Source organism: Streptomyces sp. NPDC003691, assembly GCF_053981115.1.
The window spans coordinates 1-20,808 of sequence record NZ_JBSFNQ010000041.1 but is presented as its reverse complement, the minus strand read 5'-3'; the positions used below and the strand labels follow the sequence as shown (position 1 = coordinate 20,808).

Here is a 20,808-nt window from a genome sequence, read left to right as displayed (position 1 = left end):
GGAAACGGACGGACACCCCGTTCACCCGGCCGTGCACAGGGGCTGCGGTGGCACCGCCCGAAAGCCGTAAGGTTGGGGCGTACGAGAGGGAACTTCGGAAGGAGGCACTGGGTGATCGAGCTCGAGGGGGTACCCGAGCTGATCGACCCGGTCATGGTGGCCGCGTTCGAGGGCTGGAACGACGCCGGCGACGCCGCCTCCACCGCGGTCGCACATCTGGACCGGGAGTGGAAGGGCGAGGTCTTCGCGGCGCTCGACGCCGAGGACTACTACGACTTCCAGGTCAACCGGCCCACGGTGTACATGGACGGCGGAGTACGGAAGATCACCTGGCCCACGACCCGGCTCTCCGTGGTCCGGGTGGGCGGCGACAAGCCCCGTGATCTGGTGCTGGTGCGCGGTATCGAACCGTCCATGCGCTGGCGTTCGTTCTGCAACGAGATCCTCGGATTCGCCCATGAACTGGGCGTCGAGATGGTGGTGATCCTGGGCGCGCTGCTCGGGGACACCCCGCACACCCGGCCGGTACCGGTCAGCGGCATCACCTCCGACCCGGACCTGGCGCGGACGCTGGACCTGGAGGAGACCCGGTACGAGGGGCCGACGGGCATCGTCGGCATCCTCCAGGAGGCGTGTACGCATGCGGGGGTGCCCGCGGTGAGCCTGTGGGCCGCGGTACCGCACTACGTGTCGCAGCCGCCGAACCCCAAGGCGACGCTGGCCCTGCTGAACCGGCTGGAGGATCTGATCGGGCTGCGGATCCCGCTGGGCGAACTCCCCGAGGACGCCCGGGCCTGGCAGCTGGGCGTGGACCAGCTGGCGGCGGAGGACTCCGAGGTCGCCGAGTACGTCCAGACGCTGGAGGAGGCGCGCGACACGGCGGAGCTGCCGGAGGCTTCCGGCGAGGCCATCGCCCGGGAGTTCGAGCGCTATCTGCGGCGGCGGGACGGCGGGCCGGGCTCCGTCGGCGGGCTGGGGCCGGGTGTCGGTCCCGATGCGGGCGATCCGGGTCCGGGCGGTGCGGTCGGTCCGGCCGGCGGCTCGTATCTGCGCGATCCCTCGGGCGGGCTGGGACGGGCGTCGAAGGCGCGCCGGCCGGAGCGGGACGAAGCGGCCGAGGGCCGGGAGCGGGAGCCGGACGGTTCCGGCGGTGACCGGGCCGCCGGTGACGGCGGGACGGACGGATCCGAGGAATCCGGCGGCCCGGGCGGCGCCGGCGGACCCGCAGGGTCCGGGAAGTCCGGCGGGTCCGGCGGGACGGGCGAGGGACCGGAGTCCGGCCGTGACGGCGAAGGGCCGGGCCCCGGCACGGACTCCGAGGGCTCCGGGGGCTCCGCGACGGACTCCCCGTCCGGCGCCGGGTCGGGACCGGATTCCGGACGCGAGTCCGGACGCAAGTCCGGGTCGGAGTCGGAGTCGGAGTCGGAGTCGGAGTCGGCTCCGGACGAAGACACCACCTGACACCACCAGGTATACGAAAGGGGACGCCGCCCGCTCCATGCGGGCGGCGTCCCCTTTTCGGTCCCTACTCCCCCGGCCCGCGCCGGGGCACGGCGGTCACCGCCCGGCCGGACCACCGCGCGGACCACACCTCACCGGAGCATTCCGCTCCGCCGGGTGAGCCGCGGTACGGCCCGCTTCGGCAGGGAGATCTCAGAGCGCGACACCCAGCAGGGCGTCCACGGTCCGCGAGACCAGTCCGGGCGCTCCCTCGTCCGTCCCCCCAGCTGACTGCTGGAGCTCCGCCCAGCGGTCGACCGCGGCGAGCGCGGCCGCCGTGTCGAGATCGTCGGCGAGGGCGGTACGGACCTCCTCCAGCAGCCCGTCCGCGCCGGGACCGTCGGGGCGGGACACCGCGGCGCGCCAGCGGCCGAGCCGCTCCTCGGCGGCCGTGAGGTCCGCGTCGGTCCACTCCCAGTCGCTGCGGTAGTGATGGGCGAGGAGGGCGAGCCGGATGGCGGCCGGGTCGGTACCGGCGCGGCGCAGCGCGGAGACGAAGACCAGGTTGCCCTTGGACTTCGACATCTTCTCGCCGTCCAGCGCGACCATTCCGGCGTGGACGTACGCCTGGGCGAAGGGATGCTCGCCGGTGAGCGTCTGGGCGTGCGACGCGCCCATCTCGTGGTGGGGGAAGACCAGGTCGGAGCCGCCGCCCTGGATGTCGAAGCCCATCCCGAGGTGGTCGAGGGCGATGGCGACGCACTCGATGTGCCAGCCGGGGCGGCCGGGGCCGAGGCTGCCGCCGTCCCAGTGCGGCTCGCCCTCCCGGGCGGCCTGCCACAGGAGCGGGTCGACGGGGTTCTTCTTGCCCGGCCGGTCCGGGTCGCCGCCGCGCTCGGCGGAGAGCAGCCGCATGGCCTCGGCGTCGAGCCGGGAGACCTCGCCGAAGTGCGGGTCGCTCTCCACCGAGAAGTAGATGTCGGCGTCGAGGTCGTAGGCGGCTCCGGCGTCGCGGAGCCGTTCCACCAGGGGCACGATGCGGGGTATCGATTCGACGGCGCCGACGTAGTGGCGCGGCGGCAGCATCCGCAGGGCCGTCATGTCCTCGCGGAAGAGCTTGGTCTCGCGTTGCGCCAGCTCCGTCCAGTCCTCGCCGTCGCGGATCGCGCGCTCCAGGAGGGGGTCGTCGATGTCGGTCACGTTCTGGACGTAGTGAACCTGCCGCTTCGTATCGAGCCACACGCGCTGAACGAGGTCGAACGCGTTGTAGGTCGCCGCGTGACCGAGGTGGGTCGCGTCGTACGGGGTGATGCCGCAGACGTAGATACGGGCGACGGGACCGGGGGCGAGGGTGACTCGTTCACCGGTCGCGGTGTCGTGAATCCTGAGGTCGCGGCCCTTGCCGGGCAGGGCGGGGACCTCGGAAGCGGGCCAGGCATGCATGCATCCGAGCCTAGCCGCAGCTCCCGCGCCGACGCTGCTGTGGGGTACAACGATCTTGGCGGAAGCCTCCGAGCCCCAGACTTCCCCGGCCCCGGTCGGCCGAAACCCATCGGTCCGCCGAAGGCCCGGCGAGCGCTTCCCGGGGTGGAACGCCGGCAGGCGCGCGTTCCGTCGCCGGGCCCCGGCGACCGGGCTGCCGGATACGGCACCGGGGCCGTGCTCCGGCCCGCCGCCCGTGCGGCCGGGTCAGACCGGGGGCCAGGGGATGGCCGGCCACTCGCCCGTCGGGACCGGATGGATGCCGGTGGTCCGGAGCCCGGCCACCCGGCTCCGTACCGCCTCCACCTCGGTGTCCGTCAGCAGTGCGGCCAGCCGGCCGGCCAGCGGCTCCCCGGGGCGCAGCGCGCCGTCGAGGCGGTCCAGGGCCGTCCGGGCATCCGGGGTCAGGGGCTCCCCCGCCCAGCCCCACAGGAGCGTGCGGAGCTTGGCGTCGGTGTTGAAGGTGACGCCGTGGTCGATCGCGTACAGCGCCCCGTCCGCCGCGGGCAGCAGATGGCCGCCCTTGCGGTCGCCGTTGTTGATGACCGCGTCGAGCACGGCGAGCCGGCGCAGCCGGTCGTCGTCCGCGTGGACGAGGAGGGCGGTACGGCCCTCTCCGACGTCGGCGCGGCCGACCGCCTTCCAGCCGTCGTCCGGCTCGTCCCCGTCGACCAGGGCCAGCAGCCCGGCCTCGGGGTCCGCGTCGATCCACAGCTGGGCCATCCCCCGGCCGTACGGGCCGTCCCGCAGCACCGTGGGCGGGACGAGCCCCCAGCCGAGCGCCTCGGAGACCTCGTAGGCGGCCACCTCGCGCTCGGCGAGGGTGCCGTCGGGGAAGTCCCACAGGGGGCGCTCCCCGGCGACCGGCTTGTAGACGCAGGACGCCTCCTCGCCCTCGTACGCCACCGTGCAGAACAGCACCGCGTTGGACGCGCCGGGGATCCGGCCGCGCACGGTCAGCTCGCCCTCGCCGAGCAGGCGGAGCGCTCCGGCACGGTCGCCGGGGGCCGTCACGCCCCCCTGCGGTATCCGTTCTGGCGCGGGCATACGTGTCCTTCCGGGTCGAGCGGGAGGCTGCACAGGGGGCACGGCGGACGGCCCGCGTTGACCACGTCGAGGGCGCGTTTGGCGAAGGCGCGGGCCTGGGCCCCGGTGAGCCGGACGCGGAGCATCGGCGGACCGTTCTCCTCGTCCTGGAGCAGCCGCTCCTCGGCCTCCGCGAGGTCCTCCTCGGAGTCGGCTTCCAGCTCGACCAGCGCCTGGGCCTCGACGATCATGCGCTGTTCCTCGCCGTCCCAGGCCAGGGCCATGGTCCCGACCCGGAACTCCTCCTCGACGGGGGCGTCGAGGGGGGCGGTGTCGGCGATGTCGGCGGGGGCGACCGCGGGCACCGGGGCATTGCCGCCGGTACGCCGTACCACCTCGTCGAGGAGTTCGTCGATCCGCTCGGCAAGTGCCGCCACCTGGGTCTTCTCCAGGGCGACGCTGGTGACGCGGCCTCCGGCTGACGCCTGGAGGAAGAACGTACGGCGTCCGGGGAGCCCGACCGTACCGGCCACGAACCGGTCCGGCGGGTCGTAGAGGAACACCTGACGGGACACGCTCTGACTCCCTCGGGGCTCGGGTACGGCTTCCGGGCCGCTCTCCGACGGCCCGGGGGCTGTGCGGCCGGCGGGGCGGCTGTGCTGCTGACGACGGCGGACCGGCCGGGGCGCCGGCCCCGCGGGGTCGGTGTCACGGGCCGTACGGCCGGGTGTGCCGACCGCCCGTCCACCCTACTGCGCCCGACGATCACGGGGCGCCCGCACCACCCCCTACCACCGCGTTCCCCTCGGGCGCGGTGTCGGCGGCGGGCTCCGCTGCGCCCGCGCCGCGGGCCGGGTGCGGTTCGAGGGAGCCGAATTCGCCGGTGTCGCCGAGCCGGAGGAGGAAGGGGCGGGTTCTGGTGTAGCGGACGGCCGTGACGGAGCACGGCTCGGCGTGGATCCGCTGGAAGTGGTCGAGGTGGAGGCCCAGGGCGTCCGCGACGAGGGCCTTGATGATGTCGCCGTGCGTGCAGACGAGGTAGACCGCGTCCTCGCCGTGCTCGGCGGCCACCCGGTCGTTCCAGTCGCGGACGGCTTCGACGGCCCGGGCCTGCATGGCGCGCAGCGATTCGCCGCCGGGGAAGGCGGCCGCCGAGGGGTGCTGCTGGACGACCGTCATCAGGGGGTCGCCGGCCAGCTCCATCAGCTTGCGCCCGGACCAGTCGCCGTAGTCGCACTCGGCGACGCGTTCGTCGGTCCGCAGCTCCAGCCCGGGGCGGGCCGCGAGCAGGGGGCCGAGGGTCTCGCGGCAGCGCTCCTGCGGGCTGGTGACGGCGAGGGCGAGCGGCAGGGCGGCGAGCCGGGCGGGCAGTGCCGCGGCCTGTTCGAGTCCGCGCTCGTCGAGATGGACTCCGGGGGTCCGTCCGGCGAGCACGCCCGCCGTGTTCGCGGTGGAGCGTCCGTGGCGTACGAGAATCAGGGTGGCCATGCCCGCCAGGGTAGGCGCCCCGGCGCGGACCCGGCACGGACCGGCGTCGCACCTGTGGACAACCTCGGCGCACCCGCCCCGCCGGCCGCCCCGCCGCCCGTCCGGCAGCGGTGTCCGGCGGCCGCGCGGTCCGGTTCCGCGGGGCCGCCGGGACGGCTGCGGAACGCCCGGCCCGTTCAGCCGGGCTCGTTCAGGTCCGGTTCCGCCCGGCCGCGCTCCGCCCGGTGCGCGGCGGCCCCGGGCGGGCGGGGAGCAGACGGCGCAGGGGGCCGGCGGGGCTCAGAACGCCGGAGCCGCGGTCGCGGGCCCGTCGAGCGCGCCGCGGCGCTCCGGCATCCGCAGCCGGACCATGCGGCGCCAGCCGCCGAGCCGTTCGTAGAGGTACATCGTGTGGACCCCGGCGGCCAGCACCGCCGCCTTCGGCGCCGACCAGCCCAGCAGTCGGCCCATGCGGTCCATCACGGCGAGGCTGACGTCCCGGTAGATCCTGATCTCGGCGAGGGCGCAGGCCCGCAGGGTGCGGCGGATGGCCGCGCCGTGTCCGGCATCGGTGAGCCGCAGCAGCTCCTCGTGGCAGTAGGCGAGGTGGTTGTCCTCGTCGTGGGAGATCATCCTGATCGCCTTGCCGACCTCGGGGTGGTCGCCGAAGTACCTGACCAGCATCACCATCTGGTCGGCGGCACGCTGCTCGGTGACCCGGCTGTGGGAGAGGTAGACCACGATGTCCCGCTCGGTCAGGGGTTCGTCGCGGCCGAGCTTCTCGTGGGGTAGGCCGATGCCCCGGTGTTCGAGGAGCATCGTGTAGTCGGTCTCGGGAGGCACCGGGACGGGGTCGAGACCGCGCTTCTTCAGCAGGGCGTTGAAGATCCTGCCGTGCTTGTCCTCGTCGGCGCCGTGCCGGGTGATCCTGGGCGCGAGGTCGCGCAGGCCCTCGGGCACGAGGGCGGCGATACGGGCGTTCTCCCAGCCGCCCTGGGCCTCGCCGCTGGCGGCGATGGAGCAGAACAACCGGTAGGAATCGTCGTTGTCGAGGATTTCCTGGAACAGGCTTCGGGCCGAGAGCATGGCTGCACCTCCTGAAGGCATCCGCAAAGAACGAGTCAAATGCGGAGGCGGTCAGGTGGCAACAGCTGGGACCGGGAACTGCGCCGATCGGGTCGGCGCGCCGCTGCGGGACGGGGCCAGGGGGTCACGGGAGGCGGCAGGGACACCGGGGCCGGGCGGCGCGCCGAGGCGGCCGGGGCGGGTACGGGCCCGGTCCGGGCGGTGCCGCCCGCCCGGGTCCGTACCCGCCCCGGCCCGGTGTGCTCAGGCGACTCCGGCGCGCTCCGCGGCCTCGGTGCCCGCGCGCAGCGCGGCAAGGCGCTCGTCGAGGGTGAAGCCCGCCGGGGCGAGGGTGAGGGTGGTGACCCCGGCCTCCGCGTAGGCCCGCATCCGGTCGGCGATCCGCTCGACGGAGCCGAGGAGGGTGGTGGAGTCGATCAGCTGGTGCGGTACGGCCGCGGCCGCGCCGTCCTTGTCTCCCGCCAGGTACCGGTCCTGGATTTCGGCGGCCTCCTTCTCGTACCCCATACGGCGGGCGAGCTGGTTGTAGAAGTTCTGCTTGCGGCTGCCCATACCGCCGACGTAGAGGGCGGTATAGGGGCGGAAGACGTCGGCGAGCGCGGTGACGTCGTCGCCGAGGGCGAGCGGCACGGTCGGGCAGACGTCGAAGCCGTCCATCGTCTTCCCGGCCTTCTCGCGCCCCTCGCGCAGCGGCCGGATCGCGGTCTCCTCCAGATGCTCGGCGGCCGGGAAGATGAGCAGGGCGCCGTCGGCGATCTCACCGGTCTGTTCGAGGTTCCTGGGGCCGATGGCGGCGATGTAGAGGGGGATGTGCTCGCGCTGGGGGTGGACGGTGAGCTTGAGGGGCTTGCCGGGGCCGCCGGGCAGCGGGAGGGTCCAGTGTTCGCCGTCGTGGGTGAGCCGTTCACGGCTCATCGCCTTGCGCACGATGTCGACGTACTCGCGGGTGCGGGCCAGCGGCTTGTCGAACTTCACGCCGTACCAGCCCTCGGAGACCTGGGGGCCGGAGACACCGAGGCCGAGGCGGAACCGGCCGCCGGAGAGGGAGTCGAGGGTGGCCGCGGTCATCGCCGTCATCGCGGGCTGGCGGGCCGGGATCTGCATGATGGCGGAGCCGATGTCGATCCGCTCGGTCTGCGCGGCGACCCAGCTCAGTACGGTCGGCGCGTCGGAGCCGTAGGCCTCGGCCGCCCAGCAGACGTCGTAGCCGAGGCGGTCGGCCTCCCGGGCGACGGCCAGGTTGTCGCCGTCCATGCCGGCGCCCCAGTAGCCGAGATTGATGCCGAGCCGCATACCCACTCCCCTTACCAATCAGTAACATCCCTGTGGCGGGGACTCTAGCGCGCCCGGTGCGATCCGTCAGCGTTGCGTTCACCACCCGCCGGAGCGGACCGGCGCGGCTCGCGGTTGTCCACAGGCCCTCTCGGCTCCGCCCCCCGGCCAGTACCCTCAGCGCTCATGGAGCAGAGGCATCTCGGCCGCACCGGCCTGCGCGTGTCCCGGATCGGACTCGGCACCCTGACCTGGGGCCGGGACACCGACGAACACGACGCGGCGGACCAACTCAAGGCGTTCTGGGAGGCGGGCGGGACGCTCGTCGACACCGCCGATGTGTACGGGGGCGGGGATGCCGAGTATCTGCTGGGGCAGCTCGTGGAGCGGCTGGTGCCCCGGCGGGATCTGGTGATAGCGACCAAAGCGGGCAGTGTGGCCGATCCGGAGCGCCGCTTCGACGGCTCGCGGGGTCATCTGCTCGCGGCCCTCGACGACTCGCTCGCGCGGCTGGGCACCGACCACGTCGACCTCTGGCAGGTCCACGCCTTCGATCCGCTGACTCCGCTGGAGGAGACCCTCCAGGCCGTGGACACCGCCGTCACCAGCGGTCGCGCCCGGTACGCGGGGGTCTCCAACTTCTGCGGCTGGCAGCTCGCCAAGGCGGCGACCTGGCAGTTGGCCGCGTCCGGCGCGCGTACTCCGATCGCCAGCACCCAGATGGAGTACTCGCTGCTCCAGCGGGGTATCGAGCGCGAGGTGCTGCCCGCGGCCCGGGATCTGGGCGTGGGGCTGCTGCCGTCCTCCCCACTGGGGCGCGGGGTGCTCACCGGCAAGTACCGCACCGGGGTCCCCTCGGACTCCCGGGGCGCCTCGGAGCGGCTCGGCGCGTTCGTCGAGCCGTATCTGGACGAGACGGCCGACCGGATCGTGGACGCGGTGGCCACCGCCGCCGACGGGCTCGCCACCACCCCGCTCCAGGTGGCGCTGGCCTGGGTCCGGGACCGGCCGGGAGTGGTGGCCCCGATCGTCGGCGCGCGCAACGCGCGGCAGCTCACGGCCGCATTGTCGGTGGAGACGCTTAGTCTTCCTGACGAGATCCGCCGGGCGCTCGACGATGTGTCGGCGCCCGTGCACCACTATCCCGACCAGGACTGGAGCACCCTGTGACCGCGCCTTCCCGGGGGCAGCACCCCGAACCCCCGGCCGGAGCCGGGGGCGCCGAGCCCGGCACCACCGACGACCGTCCCGCCGCGGACCCCGGCCCGCCCGGCGAACCGGCGGGTGCCGCGGGCCGCGGCGCCCGGCGGAGCGGGAAGCCGGGGGACCGCGGGGCAGCGGACGGCACCGCGACACCGGAGGCCGCGGAGGCTGCGGACGGTTCGGAGCAGGCGGCGGGCCGCGGCGCGGAGGACTGCACCGGGACACCGGAGGCCGCGGCGGGGTCCGAGGCCGTGGAAGGGGCGGCGGCGACCGCGGGCCCCGGCCCGCAGGACCGCACCGGGACACCGGACACCGGGGAAACGGCTGCGGCTCCGGAGGCCACGGAAGACTTGCAGGATCCCACCGCGCCCGCCGGGACGGCGGAGTCCCCGGCCGAGGCGACGGGCGGCGTGCCGCAGGGGGCCGGGGCCCCGGCGGAAGCGGACCGGACCACGCCCACCGGCGACGCCCCGGAGGGCCTTGAGGCCCGGACCGCCGCGGACCCGGAGGGTACCGACGGCGAAAACGGCAAGAACGGCGGGGACGGGGAGGACGGCGAGCTGCCGGAGGGGGCCGTGGACGGTCCGGAACCGGCATCGGACCCGAACCCGGACCCCGACTCGGAATCCGAACCGGAATCCGCGCGCGCCGGAGCGGACTCCTCCGCCGCTGCCGGGCAGGAGGCCGGGGAGCTGTCGGAGGCACAGCAGGAGCTGGCCGCGCAGCGGGAGCTGCGGGCCCGGATCGAGCAGCGGAAGGCCGAGCGGACCGCGCCGGTGGCGAGCGGCGCCGGGCTGAGCGGCTCGGCGGCCGATCTGCTCGCGGCCGTCCGGGCCGTGGAGCGGGGCGAGAAGTCCGGCGGCGCGTTCTACGCCTCGTCCGCCCCCAAGACCCCCAAGGCCCCGGCGGCCCGCCCCGCCGAGACCGCGCCGCCCGGGCCGGGCGTACCCCGCCCCGCCCGGGAAGCGGTCGCTCCGCCGTCCGGCCCGGCCGTCGCGCCCGGGGCCGTGGCCGCCGTCCGGGGTGTACTGGCCCGGGGGCGGGGTCCCGAGGACGCCGCCCCCGCGGTGGCGGAGGCGCTGGGCGAGCAGGCGGAGGCCGTGCTGCTGGAGGACCCCTGGTTGCTGCTCTCGGTGCCCGGGATCCGGCCCGAAGAGGCCGACTCCTTCGCCAAGACGCTGCTGGACGGGGAGTGCGGGCCGGGCGACCCCCGGCGCACCACCGCCCTGATCACCTGGCAGCTGGAGCAGGCCGCCCTGCGGGGACACACCGCGGTGCCGTCGACGGAGATCCTGGCCGCCCTCGCCGGGCGCGCGGTACCGGCGCCGGACGAGGCGCTGGGGCAGGCGGTCGCCGACGGTGCGGTGCTGGCCTTCGCGCCCGAAGCGGACCGGGGCGCCGAAGGGGCCGCGGCCGGGGAGGACCCGGCGGAATCCGGCGGCGACTCCGGCGGGGAGTCCGGCGGGGACGAGGAGCCGGCGGGGCCCGTCCTGCTCTCCCTCGACCGCTACGCCCTCGCGGAGGAGAGCCTCGCCGACGGTCTGGGCAGGCTGGCCAGGAGCGGCCCGGACGCCCGGTGGGACGCCGTGGCCGAGCCCACGGAGCTGACCCGCGCCCTGGCCGCCCACGGTCTGGTCGTCCACACCGGTGGTGAGGCGGCCCGCGCCGAACCGGCCGCCCTGGCCGGGACCGCCCGGTCGCTCGGGCTGACCGCGTTCGTCGCCGTCCACAGCGAGGAGGCGGCTCGCGCCCTGGGCCCCGCCGGGGTCACGGTCGCGGCGCTGCTGGCCGGGACCGCCGGCCCGGGACGGGACGAGGACGGCGCCTGGGCGCTCGACCTGCTGGTCGTCCTCGACGCCCCCAGGCTGGCCACCGAGCCCGCGGCCGCGCTGGTGGAATCACTGCCGGACGGGGCGCGGCTGGTGCTCGGCGGCGACCCCGCCCAGCTGGGCCCGGCGGGCGCGGGCCAGGTCTTCACCGATCTGCTGGCCGCGGGCGTCTGCCCCCGGATCGCCTCCCGGGTCCCGGACCCGGGCCCGATCGGCGAACTGGTCTCGGGTATCGGCATCGGCGAACTCAACGAGGTCGCGGCCCCGGGCAAGGAGGTGGTGATCGTCCCCGTCCGGGACGCGGGCGAGGCCGTCCACCGTACGGTCCAGCTCGTGGCCGACTCGATCCCCCGGGCGATCGGCGTCCCCGCCGACCGCACCCAGGTGATCACTCCGGCCCACGGCGGGTCCGCGGGCACCCGTGCGCTGAACACCGCGCTGAAGGCCCGGCTGAACCCCGGCCCGGGCCGCTTCGGCGGCTACGACCCCGGGGACCGTATCGCGTACACCCCCGCTCCCGGCCGCACCCTGCCCGGCACCGTGGTCTCGGCGGACGCGGCGGGTCTCAGGATCGACTGCGGGGGTACGGCGGTGACCGTGGCCAGGGACCGCATCGGCGCCACCCTGCGGCACGGCTGGGCGCTGACCGCCCATCAGGCGGCGGCGCTGCGCTGGCCCGCGGCGGTGGTCGTCCTGCCCGGCGATGCCGTGGACGCGCTCAGCCGCCCCTGGGTGTACACGGCCTTCGGGCGCGCCGAGCGGCATCTCTCGGTGGTCCACGGGGCGGAAGCCGCCCTCCCCCGCGCGGTGGCCACGGTCCCGGCCCTCCCCCGCACCACCCGGCTGCGCACCCTCCTGACGGCGCTGCTCGCCCCCACCGACACCCCGGGGGTCTGACGGCTCACGCGCGTCACGCACGGAGACCACCGCCGGGCCGGTCATCAGCGCCGACGGCCCGGGGCATGCCCTGCCCGGCATGCCCCGGCCGCGGCGGCCCGCGCGGCCGGGACACCGCGGCGCACCGATGGCCCGTACCCCGGGTCCGTACGGCCCGCACCGGGGAGGACGAGCCCGGCACCGGCCGCGAGGCGGACGGTCCGCACCGGGGTCCCCGGCGGACCGGCTCGCGAACGCGGCGGCCCGGAGGCCCCCTGCACACACCGACGCCCCTCGGGGCCGGGCGGACCTCATGGTCCCGCCCGGTCGGGGCGACCGGCCCGGCGCGGCCGTACCAAGGTTCCCGCGCCACCCGGTATGCCCGGCGCCGCGGAGTCCCCGTGGGCGTCCGGTCCCCCGGGCCGGGGATTCCGTGCGGCGGCTGCCGCCGAGAGTGGCGGTCGCCCGGAAGGCGTCCTTGTCAGAGGTGCCCGGTGGTGGTGCCGGGCCGGGCGCCACGGTGTTGTGCGCACCGACCGCCGTCGTCGTGAGACGACGGCCCGTCGCGGACCCGTTCGACGGACGGACGGCCCCGGCGGCTCCGGCCCGGGTCCACCAGGCCGCCGGCCCGGGTCCACCGCGGGCCGCCGGGCAGCCGGGCGGCCATGCAGCCCGCGGGGACCGCCGCCGCGCGGTCGCCGTCGTACCGGAAAAAACCCCATGGCGCGGCGATCACACGGCGTTAGGGTGGCCGCATGCTTTGACGTCTGCCCGCGCCCCGGGCACCACCGCACCACTCCTTCGCAGGCCATCGGCATCCGCTTTCCACGAAGGAGTGACTTTTCATGAACACGCCGACCACGATCGACGTTCCCGGCGCCTTCGCCGCTTCGTACGGCACCCAGGGCGCCGGGGCGCGCGCCTGGCTCGCCGGGTTGCCGGAGCTAGGCGGCGAACTGCTGGACCGGTGGCGGCTGCGGCCCGACGGGCCCGCCCGGTGGGGCATGGCCTCGCTGGTGCTGCCCGTACGCCGGGCCGGCGGGGAGGCCGCCGCGCTCAAGCTCCAGCAGCTCCGCGAGGAGACCGCCGGAACGGCCGACGGGCTGCGCGCCTGGCGCGGCAACGGCATCGTCCAGCTGCTCGAACAGGACGGGGACAGTGCCTGCCAGCTGCTGGAGCGGCTGGACGATACCCGTCCGCTGTCGTCGGTGACCGACGAGGAGACCGTTCTCGGGGTGCTCGCCGGTCTGCTGGCCCGGCTGACCGCCGTGGCCGCGCCCGCCGGGCTGCGCGGGCTGCCGGACATCGCCGCCGCGATGGTGGCCGCGGCCCCGGCGGCCGCCGCCGCGCTGCGCGACCCCGCCGAGCGGAAACTGCTGGAGACCTGCGCGGCCGCGGTGGCCGAGCTGGTGCCCGAGGCCGGGGACCGGCTGCTCCACTGGGACCTCCACACCGGCAATGTGCTCGCCGGGGAGCGCGAACCCTGGCTGGCGATCGACCCGGAGCCGCTGGCCGGTGACCCGGGATTCGATCTGCTGCCCGCGATCGACGACCGCTGGGACGCGGTGGTGGCGTCCGGCGATATCGGCCGGACCGTGCTCCGCCGCTTCGACCGGCTGTCCGAGGCCGTCGGCACGGACCGCCGGAGGGCGGTCGGCTGGACGCTGGGCCGGGTGCTCCAGAACGGTCTGTGGGACGTGGAGGACGGCAAGGACGCGCTGGAGCCGACCCAGGTGCTGATCGCCCGGACCCTGCTGGAGTACCGGCGGTAGCAGCCGGACCCGCGGGGCACCGGGGGTACCGGCCGGACCTGCGGAGTACCGGGGCACCGGGGGTACCGGCCGGACCCGCGGGCGCGGCCCGCCGCTCGGCAGCCGGGCGCCCCGGCCGGCTCCGTAAGGACGAAGGGCCGGGCCCCTCCCCGCCCGGGGAGGGGCCCGGCCCGTACCGCGGGCGGCCCGGCGGCCGCTCAGCGGCGCAGCTCGTCCAGCTCCTCACCGAGGTCGTCGTCGAAGACGGCGCTCACGTCGAAGCGGCAGATCACCCGCTGGGCGTCCGTCTCGAAGGGGGCGTCCAGCCACTCCCCCGGCTCCGGAAGCTCGTCTACGGCGGACACCCAGAGCGCGGAGTCGCCCTCCTCCAGGCCGAACTCCTTGTGCCGGCTGGCGATCTCGTCGGGTTCGTACTCGCCGAAGAGCACCCCGAGAGCCGTGTGCAGGCTCGCCGCCGCGGGCCTTCCGCCCCCGGCCGCCGGGTCGTCCGCGGCCTCGATGTCGGCGATGCGCTGGGCCTGTGCGAGCAGCCGCTGCGGCTCGGCCACCGCGTAGTCCCGGCGGATCAGCACGCTGAGGGCGTTCGGTTCCTCGGGACCCGCGTAGGGCGGAAGAGCGCCCTCCGCCCCGGGGATCTCGAAGGGCGTGACCTCGTCGTAGCGGTCGTAGAGCCGTTCGTCGTACGCCTCGGCCGCCACGGCCAGGGCGTTGAACGCGTCGTAGACGGCCGGGTCGTCCTCTCCCGTGCGGTTCTCGACCGCCGCGAGGTGACGGTCCAGTGCGGCTTTGACCGCCTCCGCGGCGGCACGTACCTCGGCAGCGGTGGGCTGCGCAGCATCAGACATAGTGCAGACGCTATCCGTACGGGGGCTGTGCCCGCACAATAGATGCGATGCCGGAATACGAATTTGTCGACGTGTACGTCCCTCGCGGAGTCTCCCGCAAGGAGGCCACACGTCTGCTCACCGACCATGCCGAGTACGGACACTGGGAGTTGGACCGACTGACGCTGCACCGGGACGGCAGCCGGCGGGTGCGGCTGCGGCGGCGGATCATCCGCCAGCTCCGCGCCACCTGGTGATCCCGCCCCGGTGAGCGGATCCCCGGGGCGGCGGGCCGGCGCCACCGGGCGATCGGCGCGAGTACCGCCGGTCACCCCTGTGCGATCAGCACGAAAGGGGCCCCGCCGCGGCGGGGCCCGTCGGTCGTCCGCGTACCCCGGCGGTCCCGTGGACGCCTTCCGTGCGGCGGCGGGTCCGGGGGTACGGGCAGGGCGGGAGGTCAGGCGGAGGCGCGCGACCTGCGGTAGAGGACGGCACCGGCCAGCAGCAGACCCGCTCCGGCGGGCGCGATCAGACCGAGCGATCCGGCGCCGGTGTGGGCGAGGACGTCGTCGTCCTGGACGGGGCGTTCGGCGGAGCGGCTCACGGGCGCCGTCGGCTCACGGTCGACCGGCTTGACGGCCGTCGGCGGCTCGACCGGCTGCGGCGGCTTGACCGGGGTGACCGGCTGCTCCGGGGGCAGCGGCTGGGCGATCGAGCTGTCGTTGGCGCAGTTGTTGCCGAACGCCGGGTTCAGCAGGCTGATGATGTCGACCGTGTTGCCGCAGGCGTTGACCGGAACGTCGATCGGAGCCTGGACGTTGTTGCCGGAGCCGACACCCGGGGAGTTGGCCGTACCGCCGCCCGCGTGGGCGCCGCCGCCGGTGGTGGAACCGCCCGTGCCCGCGGGCAGATTGGTCGCGGGGACTCCGGCGCCGGACCCGGGCACGGCCGGGGCGGGCTTCGCCGGAGCGGGCTTCGCCGGTCCGGCCTTGGCCGGGGCGGAGGTGTTGGCGCAGTTGTTGCCGAACGCGGGGTTCAGCAGCCCCACCACGTCCACCGTGTTACCGCAGGCATTGACCGGAACATTGACCGGAACCTGGACGTTGTTGCCGGAGGCGACGCCCGGGGAGTTGACCGCCGCGCCGTGCGCTCCGGAGTCCGCTTGCGCGTACCCTCCGCCCAGAGCGAGTGCCCCGCCCGCCGCCGCGGCCATGGTGATCAGGCCTTTACGCGTGACCTGTCGCATAGGTGATTCCCTGCCTTCTCGATCGTCAGGAATTCCTCCGGGCGCGGGCGCCCGGGGCAGAAATGCCGGGCGGTCCCGGAGTGCGTGGATGCGCTCCGGGACCGCCCGCGTTCATACCCGGGCCCCGAGGGCCCGGGGCATGTGATGCGGCATTCAGCCGTTGATGCAGGTGTTGCCGAAGGCGGGGTTCAGAAGCCCGACCACGTTGATGGTGTTGCCGCAGACGTTGACCGGCACGTGGACCGGAACCTGGACGACATTGCCGGAGAGCACACCGGGGGAGTTCACAGCGGCGCCCTGGGCACCCGAGCTGGCCACGGCGGCACCCGCGCCGGCGAGCACCAGTCCACCGGTGACAGCCGCGGCGGCGACGACCTTCTTGATCATTATTCCTCCTAGTAGGCAGTGCGGTCCCAGCCGCGGACCGCACCACCTGTAACGAGGAGGGCAGGAGGGGGCTACGAGACGAAGGGTGCTTTCACTCTTTCCAGTCAGTGGCGCACAAAGGGCCGATTGTCGGAGAGTCGGACCGGCCCGCGCCCCGCACGAACCTCCGCCCGAACCTGCGCCCGGGCCTCCGCCCGGACCCGGTCCGCGAGCGGCCGGCCGGGCTCAGGAGGCGTCGAGGAACCGGTCCAGGACCCGGACGCCGAACTTCAGCCCGTCGACCGGAACCCGCTCGTCGACACCGTGGAACATCCCGGCGAAGTCCAGCTCCGGCGGCAGTTGCAGCGGGGCGAAGCCGAAGCAGCGGATACCGAGGTCGTCGAAGGACTTGGCGTCGGTGCCGCCGGAGAGCATGTACGGCACCGCCCGGGCGATCGGGTCCTCGGCCCGCAGCGCCGACTGCATGGCATCCACCAGATCGCCGTCGAACCCGGTCTCCAGCGCCTTGTCGGCGTGAACGTCCTCGCGCCGCACCCGGGGGCCCAGCAGCCGGTCGAGATCGGCCAGGAACTCCTCCTCGTGCCCGGGCAGGAAGCGGCCGTCGACATGGGCCGTGGCCTGTCCCGGGATCACGTTCACCTTGTATCCGGCGCCCAGCATCGTGGGGGCGGCCGAGTTGCGCAGGGTGGCGCCGATCATCTTGGCGATCCCCCCGAGCTTGGCGAGGGTGGCGTCCATGTCCTCGGGGTCCAGGGGGGTGCCCAGGGCGTCGGACAGCTCGTCGAGGAAGGACCGGACCGTGGGGGTCACCCGGACCGGCCAGCGGTGGCGGCCCAGCCGTCCGACGGCCTCGCACAGCTCGGTGATGGCGTTGTCGTTGTTGGTCATGGAGCCGTGTCCGGCGGTGCCGTCCACGGTCAGCCGCATCCAGTGCATGCCCTTCTGGGCGGTCTCGACCAGATAGAGCCGCAGGTTCTCGTTGACGGTGAAGGAGAAGCCGCCGACCTCGCCGATCGCCTCCGTCACGCCCTCGAAGAGGTCCGGGTGCTTGTCGACGAGGTAGCGCGCCCCGTACGTCCCCCCGGCCTCCTCGTCGGCGAGGAAGGCCAGCACCACGTCGCGCGGCGGCTTGCGCCCGCTGCGCATCCGGTCCCGGACGACCGCGAGGGTCATGGCGTCCATGTCCTTCATGTCGACCGCGCCGCGGCCCCAGACGCAGCCGTCCGCGATCTCCCCCGAGAAGGGGTGGTGGGTCCAGTCGTGGGCGTTGGCGGGGACGACGTCGGTGTGCCCGTGGATCAGCAGCGCGGGCCGCGAGGGGTCCTCGCCCTCGATCCTGGCCACGGTGGAGGCGCGGCCCCGGTGGGATTCGAAGATCTTCGGTTCGAGCCCCACCTCGGCCAGCTTCTCCGCGACGTACTCGGCCGCGCCCCGCTCCCCCGGCCCCGAGTGGTCCCCGTAGTTGCTGGTGTCGATGCGGATCAGTTCCCGGCACAGATCCACGACCTCGTCCTCGCCCGTCACGGTCCGGGCACTCGTCGGCTCGCTCACGCTGGTTCCTCCCGCAGTCGCTGGTGGTTCCCGCCCATCCTCCCGCGCCGGGGGCCGCGCCCCAAGAGAAGCCCCGGCGGATCCGCGCGGAGACCCCGAAGGGGGAAAGGGGTGATCGGGGACCCCGGAATGTTTGCTATGGTTTTCCACGTCGGAACGGCCCAGGCCGAACGGCGGACACCTGGTCCGGGTGGCGGAATGGCAGACGCGCTAGCTTGAGGTGCTAGTGCCCTTTATCGGGCGTGGGGGTTCAAGTCCCCCCTCGGACACCAGCGGAAAAGCCCCTCTTCGGAGGGGCTTTTCCCGTATCTGCGCCCCTTGCCCGGCCGCGGCCCGGGCAGGGGTGGAGCGTAACGGGACGACGGCAGCAGGAGAGGAGCCGTGGTGGTTCGTGGACGACGGGTCCCCGCGCCCCTGCCCCAGCGCGACGGCATCGACCCGGTACGGCTGCGGCTTCCGGAGGATTCCGGCGGACGGTGGGCCACCGTGGGGGAACATCTGGCCGAGCGGTACGGCGCCGACCGGGCCGGTGCGCTGCTCGGCGCGGGCCGGATCGTCTCGCGCGACGGGGTCGTGACGGGCGGCGAGCCGTACACGGCGGGACTGCTGCTCTGGTTCCACCGGGACTTCGCACCGGAGGAGCCGGTGCCCTTCGGAATCGGGATCGTGTACCGGGACGAGCGGATCCTGGTCGCCGACAAACCCCATTTCCTGGCCACCACCCCCCGCGGCGGGCATATCACCGAGACCCTCCAGGCGAGGCTCCGGCGCGAACTGGGGCTGCCGGAGCTCCAGCCCGCGCACCGGCTGGACCGGCTGACCGCCGGGCTGGTGCTCTGTATCGTCCGGGCCGGGGACCGCGGGGCCTATCAGACGCTCTTCGGCGACCGGCTGGTGCGCAAGGAGTACGAGGGCGTGGCCGCGTACAACCCGGGGGTGGCGCTGCCGCGGACCGTGCGGAGCCGGATCGTGAAGGAGCGGGGGGTGCTCGCGGCCCGGGAGGAGGCCGGTGAGCCCAACAGCGAGAGCCGGGTGGAGCTGGTGGAGCACCGGGCGGGGCTGGGCCGCTACCGGCTGCTGCCGGTGACCGGGCGGACCCATCAGCTCCGGGTCCATATGAACGCGCTGGGGCTGCCGCTGCTGGACGATCCGCTCTATCCGGCCGTCCGGGAGGCCGCGCCCGAGGACTGGCGGCGGCCGCTGCAACTGCTGGCGAGGGTGCTGGAGTTCACCGATCCGCTGACCGGGGAGCCCCGTCGTTTCAAGAGCGCGCTGCGGCTCGCCCGGTGGCCCGGCCCAGCCCACTGAACCCACCGACCCCACTGCCCACGGTGACCGCACCGATCTCACCGGCCCGCCGGTCCGGCCGGCCGGCGGCCTCGTGGATCCGCCGGTCCCGCCGGGTCAGTGGCCGCGCCGGATCCACTCCTCCAGGGCCGGCGCCTCGGCCCCGATGGTCGTCGACTCGCCGTGGCCGGTGAGGACCGCCGTCTCCGGGGGGAGGGTCAGCAGCCGCTCCCGGATCGACTCGATGATCGTGGGGAAGTCGCTGAAGGACCGGCCGGTGGCCCCGGGCCCGCCCGCGAAGAGGGTGTCGCCGGTGAAGACGGCCGAGAGGCCGGGGGCGTACAGGCAGACGGCTCCGGGGGCGTGGCCCGGGGTGTGCAGCACGGTCAGCTCCGTACCGCCGACGGTGAGGCGCTGTCCGTCGGAGAGGGTGCCGTCCGGGTCCCGGCCGGGGTGGGTCAGCCGCCAGAGCGGCAGATCGGCGGGGTGGAGCAGGACCGGGGCGCCGGTGGCGTCGGCGAGCGCGGGGGCGGCGCCGATATGGTCGTTGTGGGCGTGGGTGCAGACGATCGCCCGGAGGGTACGGCCGCCGAGGGCGGCCTCGACGGCCCCGGCGTCGTGGGCGGCATCGACGACGATCGCCTCGGAGCCGTCGCCGACGATCCAGACGTTGTTCTCGACGTCCCAGACCCCGCCGTCGAGGGTGAAGGTCCCGGCGGTGACCAGGCGGTCGATCCCGGTCACAGGAGCACCACCGAGCGGAGTACGTCGCCCTCGTGCATCCGGGCGAAGGCCCGTTCCACGTCGTCGAGGCCGATGGTCTCGGTGACGAAGGCCCCGAGGTCGATCCGGCCCTGCTGGTGGAGGTCGATCAGCATCGGGAAGTCGCGGGAGGGCAGACAGTCGCCGTACCAGGACGACTTCAGGGCGCCGCCGCGGCCGAAGACGTCCAGCAGGGGCAGTTCGAGGGTCATATCGGGGGTGGGGACGCCGACGAGGACGACGGTGCCCGCGAGATCGCGGGCGTAGAACGCCTGCCGGTACGTCTCGGGCCGGCCGACGGCCTCGATGACGACGTCGGCGCCGAAGCCGCCGGTCAGTTCCCGGACGGCCTCGACGGGGTCCGTGGCGCGGGAGTTGACCGTGTGGGTGGCGCCCATGGCGCGGGCGGTCTCCAGTTTGCGGTCGTCGATGTCGATGCCGATGACCGTCGCCGCCCCGGCGAGCCGGGCACCCACGATCGCCGCGTCCCCGACGCCGCCGCAGCCGATGACGGCGACGGTGTCGCCGCGGGTGACCGCGCCGGTGTTGACGGCGGCGCCGATGCCCGCCATGACGCCGCAGCCGAGCAGTCCGGCGACGGAGGGGGCGACGGCCGGGTCGACCTTGGTGCACTGTCCGGCGGCGACCAGGGTCTTCTCCGCGAAGGCCCCGATGCCGAGGGCCGGGGTCAGCTCGGTGCCGTCGGCAAGGGTCATGCGCTGTTGTGCGTTGTGGGTGTCGAAGCAGTACCAGGGGCGGCCGCGGCGGCAGGCGCGGCAGTGGCCGCAGACGGCCCGCCAGTTGAGGATCACGAAGTCGCCGGGGGCGACCTCGGTGACGCCGGGGCCGGTGGACTCGACGATCCCGGCGGCCTCGTGGCCGAGCAGGAAGGGGAAGTCGTCGTTGATGCCGCCCTGCCGGTAGTGCAGGTCGGTGTGGCAGACCCCGCAGGCCTGCACCTTCACCACGGCCTCTCCCGGGCCGGGGTCGGGGACGACGACCGTCTCCACCCGCACCGGCTCGTTCCTGCCGGGTGCGACCACTCCGCGGACCTGCTGGGACATCGGATTCCGCCCTTCGTCACGCTGCGGCCGGGATCCCCCGCCGGGGCGCCCTGCCGAGATCATCACTGTCGGGATCACCACTATGGACCGTCGGGCCGCGTACCGCGACAGCCTGTGGACAACTCCCGGCCGGGCGTCGCCGCGGCCCCCGGCGGCGGCTACTACGAGAACCACCTCAAGCTCGCCCTGCCCGCCGACTACGACCGGCCCGCCCTGGAGGCGCTGGTCGTCCCG

Annotated in this window: 18 protein-coding genes and 1 tRNA gene; 7 read left to right on the top strand and 12 right to left on the bottom strand. The window is 74.6% G+C overall.

The genetic code is table 11. The features are described from left to right. Positions 1-111: 111 nt before the first annotated feature. Positions 112-1,461, top strand: a complete 1,350-nt coding sequence (locus ACWDR0_RS20065) for a PAC2 family protein (RefSeq protein ID WP_456353051.1) — start codon at positions 112-114, stop codon at positions 1,459-1,461. Between the two features lie 192 nt (positions 1,462-1,653). Here ACWDR0_RS20065 and mshC read toward each other — a convergent pair whose 3' ends face one another. From mshC to ACWDR0_RS20035, 6 genes are all read right to left on the bottom strand, one after another. Next, positions 1,654-2,883 (bottom strand): cysteine--1-D-myo-inosityl 2-amino-2-deoxy-alpha-D-glucopyranoside ligase, encoded by a 1,230-nt coding sequence (mshC, locus tag ACWDR0_RS20060; RefSeq protein WP_456353050.1) that lies wholly within the window; start codon positions 2,881-2,883, stop codon positions 1,654-1,656. Positions 2,884-3,129: 246 nt separating this feature from the next. Beyond that, a complete protein-coding gene (locus tag ACWDR0_RS20055; RefSeq protein ID WP_456353049.1) occupies positions 3,130-3,969 on the bottom strand; it encodes an SCO1664 family protein in 840 nt (279 codons plus the stop codon). After that, entirely contained in the window at positions 3,933-4,523 is a 591-nt protein-coding gene (locus tag ACWDR0_RS20050) for a DUF3090 domain-containing protein (protein ID WP_006350178.1), read from the bottom strand. The genes ACWDR0_RS20055 and ACWDR0_RS20050 overlap by 37 nt, the downstream gene beginning before the upstream one ends. Before the next feature lie 190 nt (positions 4,524-4,713). After that, positions 4,714-5,436 carry an MSMEG_4193 family putative phosphomutase gene (locus ACWDR0_RS20045; protein ID WP_456353048.1) on the bottom strand — a complete coding sequence of 241 codons (723 nt, stop codon included), beginning with the start codon at positions 5,434-5,436 and terminating at the stop codon, positions 4,714-4,716. A gap of 279 nt (positions 5,437-5,715) precedes the next feature. Next, positions 5,716-6,501 (bottom strand): ferritin-like domain-containing protein, encoded by a 786-nt coding sequence (locus ACWDR0_RS20040; RefSeq protein ID WP_456353047.1) that lies wholly within the window; start codon positions 6,499-6,501, stop codon positions 5,716-5,718. Positions 6,502-6,744: 243 nt separating this feature from the next. Beyond that, on the bottom strand, positions 6,745-7,794 hold the full coding sequence (locus ACWDR0_RS20035) for an LLM class F420-dependent oxidoreductase (RefSeq protein ID WP_456353046.1): 1,050 nt from the start codon (positions 7,792-7,794) through the stop codon (positions 6,745-6,747). 165 nt (positions 7,795-7,959) lie between these two features. Here ACWDR0_RS20035 and ACWDR0_RS20030 point away from each other — a divergent pair, with 165 nt between their 5' ends. The 3 genes from ACWDR0_RS20030 to ACWDR0_RS20020 all read left to right on the top strand — a co-directional run bounded on the left by ACWDR0_RS20030 (position 7,960) and on the right by ACWDR0_RS20020 (position 13,453). Beyond that, on the top strand, positions 7,960-8,943 hold the full coding sequence (locus tag ACWDR0_RS20030) for an aldo/keto reductase (protein WP_456353045.1): 984 nt from the start codon (positions 7,960-7,962) through the stop codon (positions 8,941-8,943). Positions 8,944-9,227: 284 nt separating this feature from the next. Further along, complete coding sequence (locus tag ACWDR0_RS20025) at positions 9,228-11,702, top strand: AAA family ATPase (RefSeq protein WP_456353091.1); 2,475 nt, start codon at positions 9,228-9,230, stop codon at positions 11,700-11,702. Positions 11,703-12,526: 824 nt separating this feature from the next. Continuing rightward, positions 12,527-13,453 (top strand): aminoglycoside phosphotransferase family protein, encoded by a 927-nt coding sequence (locus ACWDR0_RS20020; RefSeq protein ID WP_456353044.1) that lies wholly within the window; start codon positions 12,527-12,529, stop codon positions 13,451-13,453. Between the two features lie 197 nt (positions 13,454-13,650). Here the strand turns inward: ACWDR0_RS20020 and ACWDR0_RS20015 are convergent, their stop codons facing one another. Then, positions 13,651-14,298, bottom strand: a complete 648-nt coding sequence (locus ACWDR0_RS20015; RefSeq protein ID WP_456353043.1) for a hypothetical protein — start codon at positions 14,296-14,298, stop codon at positions 13,651-13,653. Positions 14,299-14,345: 47 nt separating this feature from the next. Here ACWDR0_RS20015 and ACWDR0_RS20010 point away from each other — a divergent pair, with 47 nt between their 5' ends. Continuing rightward, on the top strand, positions 14,346-14,534 hold the full coding sequence (locus ACWDR0_RS20010; protein WP_006350169.1) for a DUF5703 family protein: 189 nt from the start codon (positions 14,346-14,348) through the stop codon (positions 14,532-14,534). Between the two features lie 200 nt (positions 14,535-14,734). Here ACWDR0_RS20010 and ACWDR0_RS20005 read toward each other — a convergent pair whose 3' ends face one another. The 3 genes from ACWDR0_RS20005 to ACWDR0_RS19995 all read right to left on the bottom strand — a co-directional run bounded on the left by ACWDR0_RS20005 (position 14,735) and on the right by ACWDR0_RS19995 (position 17,461). Next, positions 14,735-15,523, bottom strand: a complete 789-nt coding sequence (locus tag ACWDR0_RS20005; RefSeq protein ID WP_456353042.1) for a chaplin family protein — start codon at positions 15,521-15,523, stop codon at positions 14,735-14,737. 153 nt (positions 15,524-15,676) lie between these two features. Continuing rightward, positions 15,677-15,910 carry a chaplin ChpH gene (gene chpH, locus ACWDR0_RS20000; protein WP_006350167.1) on the bottom strand — a complete coding sequence of 78 codons (234 nt, stop codon included), beginning with the start codon at positions 15,908-15,910 and terminating at the stop codon, positions 15,677-15,679. A 225-nt stretch (positions 15,911-16,135) separates the two neighbouring features. Next, the gene (locus ACWDR0_RS19995) at positions 16,136-17,461 is read right to left on the bottom strand and encodes a M20/M25/M40 family metallo-hydrolase (RefSeq protein WP_456353041.1); all 1,326 of its coding nucleotides are present in this window, start codon (positions 17,459-17,461) and stop codon (positions 16,136-16,138) included. A 184-nt stretch (positions 17,462-17,645) separates the two neighbouring features. Here ACWDR0_RS19995 and ACWDR0_RS19990 point away from each other — a divergent pair. Beyond that, positions 17,646-17,733, top strand: a tRNA-Leu gene (locus ACWDR0_RS19990). A gap of 112 nt (positions 17,734-17,845) precedes the next feature. Continuing rightward, positions 17,846-18,769: a pseudouridine synthase gene (locus ACWDR0_RS19985; RefSeq protein WP_456353040.1), complete on the top strand. Its 924-nt coding sequence runs from the start codon at positions 17,846-17,848 to the stop codon at positions 18,767-18,769. A gap of 96 nt (positions 18,770-18,865) precedes the next feature. On the opposite strand, the gene ACWDR0_RS19980 is transcribed toward ACWDR0_RS19985, so the two are convergent. Together ACWDR0_RS19980 and ACWDR0_RS19975 are read right to left on the bottom strand one after the other, a co-directional pair. Beyond that, positions 18,866-19,492 carry an MBL fold metallo-hydrolase gene (locus ACWDR0_RS19980; RefSeq protein WP_456353039.1) on the bottom strand — a complete coding sequence of 209 codons (627 nt, stop codon included), beginning with the start codon at positions 19,490-19,492 and terminating at the stop codon, positions 18,866-18,868. Beyond that, a complete protein-coding gene (locus ACWDR0_RS19975; RefSeq protein ID WP_456353038.1) occupies positions 19,489-20,574 on the bottom strand; it encodes an S-(hydroxymethyl)mycothiol dehydrogenase in 1,086 nt (361 codons plus the stop codon). The genes ACWDR0_RS19980 and ACWDR0_RS19975 overlap by 4 nt, the downstream gene beginning before the upstream one ends. Between the last annotated feature and the right edge of the window lie 234 nt (positions 20,575-20,808).

What these genes read in the sequence shown, in the direction of transcription:
- mshC (WP_456353050.1), bottom strand. Translation starts at nt 2,883, where the DNA reads ATGCATGCCTGGCCCGCTTCCGAGGTCCCCGCCCTGCCCGGCAAGGGC.
- ACWDR0_RS20055 (WP_456353049.1), bottom strand. Translation starts at nt 3,969, where the DNA reads ATGCCCGCGCCAGAACGGATACCGCAGGGGGGCGTGACGGCCCCCGGC.
- ACWDR0_RS20045 (WP_456353048.1), bottom strand. Translation starts at nt 5,436, where the DNA reads ATGGCCACCCTGATTCTCGTACGCCACGGACGCTCCACCGCGAACACG.
- ACWDR0_RS20040 (WP_456353047.1), bottom strand. Translation starts at nt 6,501, where the DNA reads ATGCTCTCGGCCCGAAGCCTGTTCCAGGAAATCCTCGACAACGACGAT.
- ACWDR0_RS20035 (WP_456353046.1), bottom strand. Translation starts at nt 7,794, where the DNA reads ATGCGGCTCGGCATCAATCTCGGCTACTGGGGCGCCGGCATGGACGGC.
- ACWDR0_RS20030 (WP_456353045.1), top strand. Translation starts at nt 7,960, where the DNA reads ATGGAGCAGAGGCATCTCGGCCGCACCGGCCTGCGCGTGTCCCGGATC.
- ACWDR0_RS20020 (WP_456353044.1), top strand. Translation starts at nt 12,527, where the DNA reads ATGAACACGCCGACCACGATCGACGTTCCCGGCGCCTTCGCCGCTTCG.
- ACWDR0_RS20015 (WP_456353043.1), bottom strand. Translation starts at nt 14,298, where the DNA reads ATGTCTGATGCTGCGCAGCCCACCGCTGCCGAGGTACGTGCCGCCGCG.
- ACWDR0_RS20010 (WP_006350169.1), top strand. Translation starts at nt 14,346, where the DNA reads ATGCCGGAATACGAATTTGTCGACGTGTACGTCCCTCGCGGAGTCTCC.
- ACWDR0_RS20005 (WP_456353042.1), bottom strand. Translation starts at nt 15,523, where the DNA reads ATGCGACAGGTCACGCGTAAAGGCCTGATCACCATGGCCGCGGCGGCG.
- chpH (WP_006350167.1), bottom strand. Translation starts at nt 15,910, where the DNA reads ATGATCAAGAAGGTCGTCGCCGCCGCGGCTGTCACCGGTGGACTGGTG.
- ACWDR0_RS19975 (WP_456353038.1), bottom strand. Translation starts at nt 20,574, where the DNA reads ATGTCCCAGCAGGTCCGCGGAGTGGTCGCACCCGGCAGGAACGAGCCG.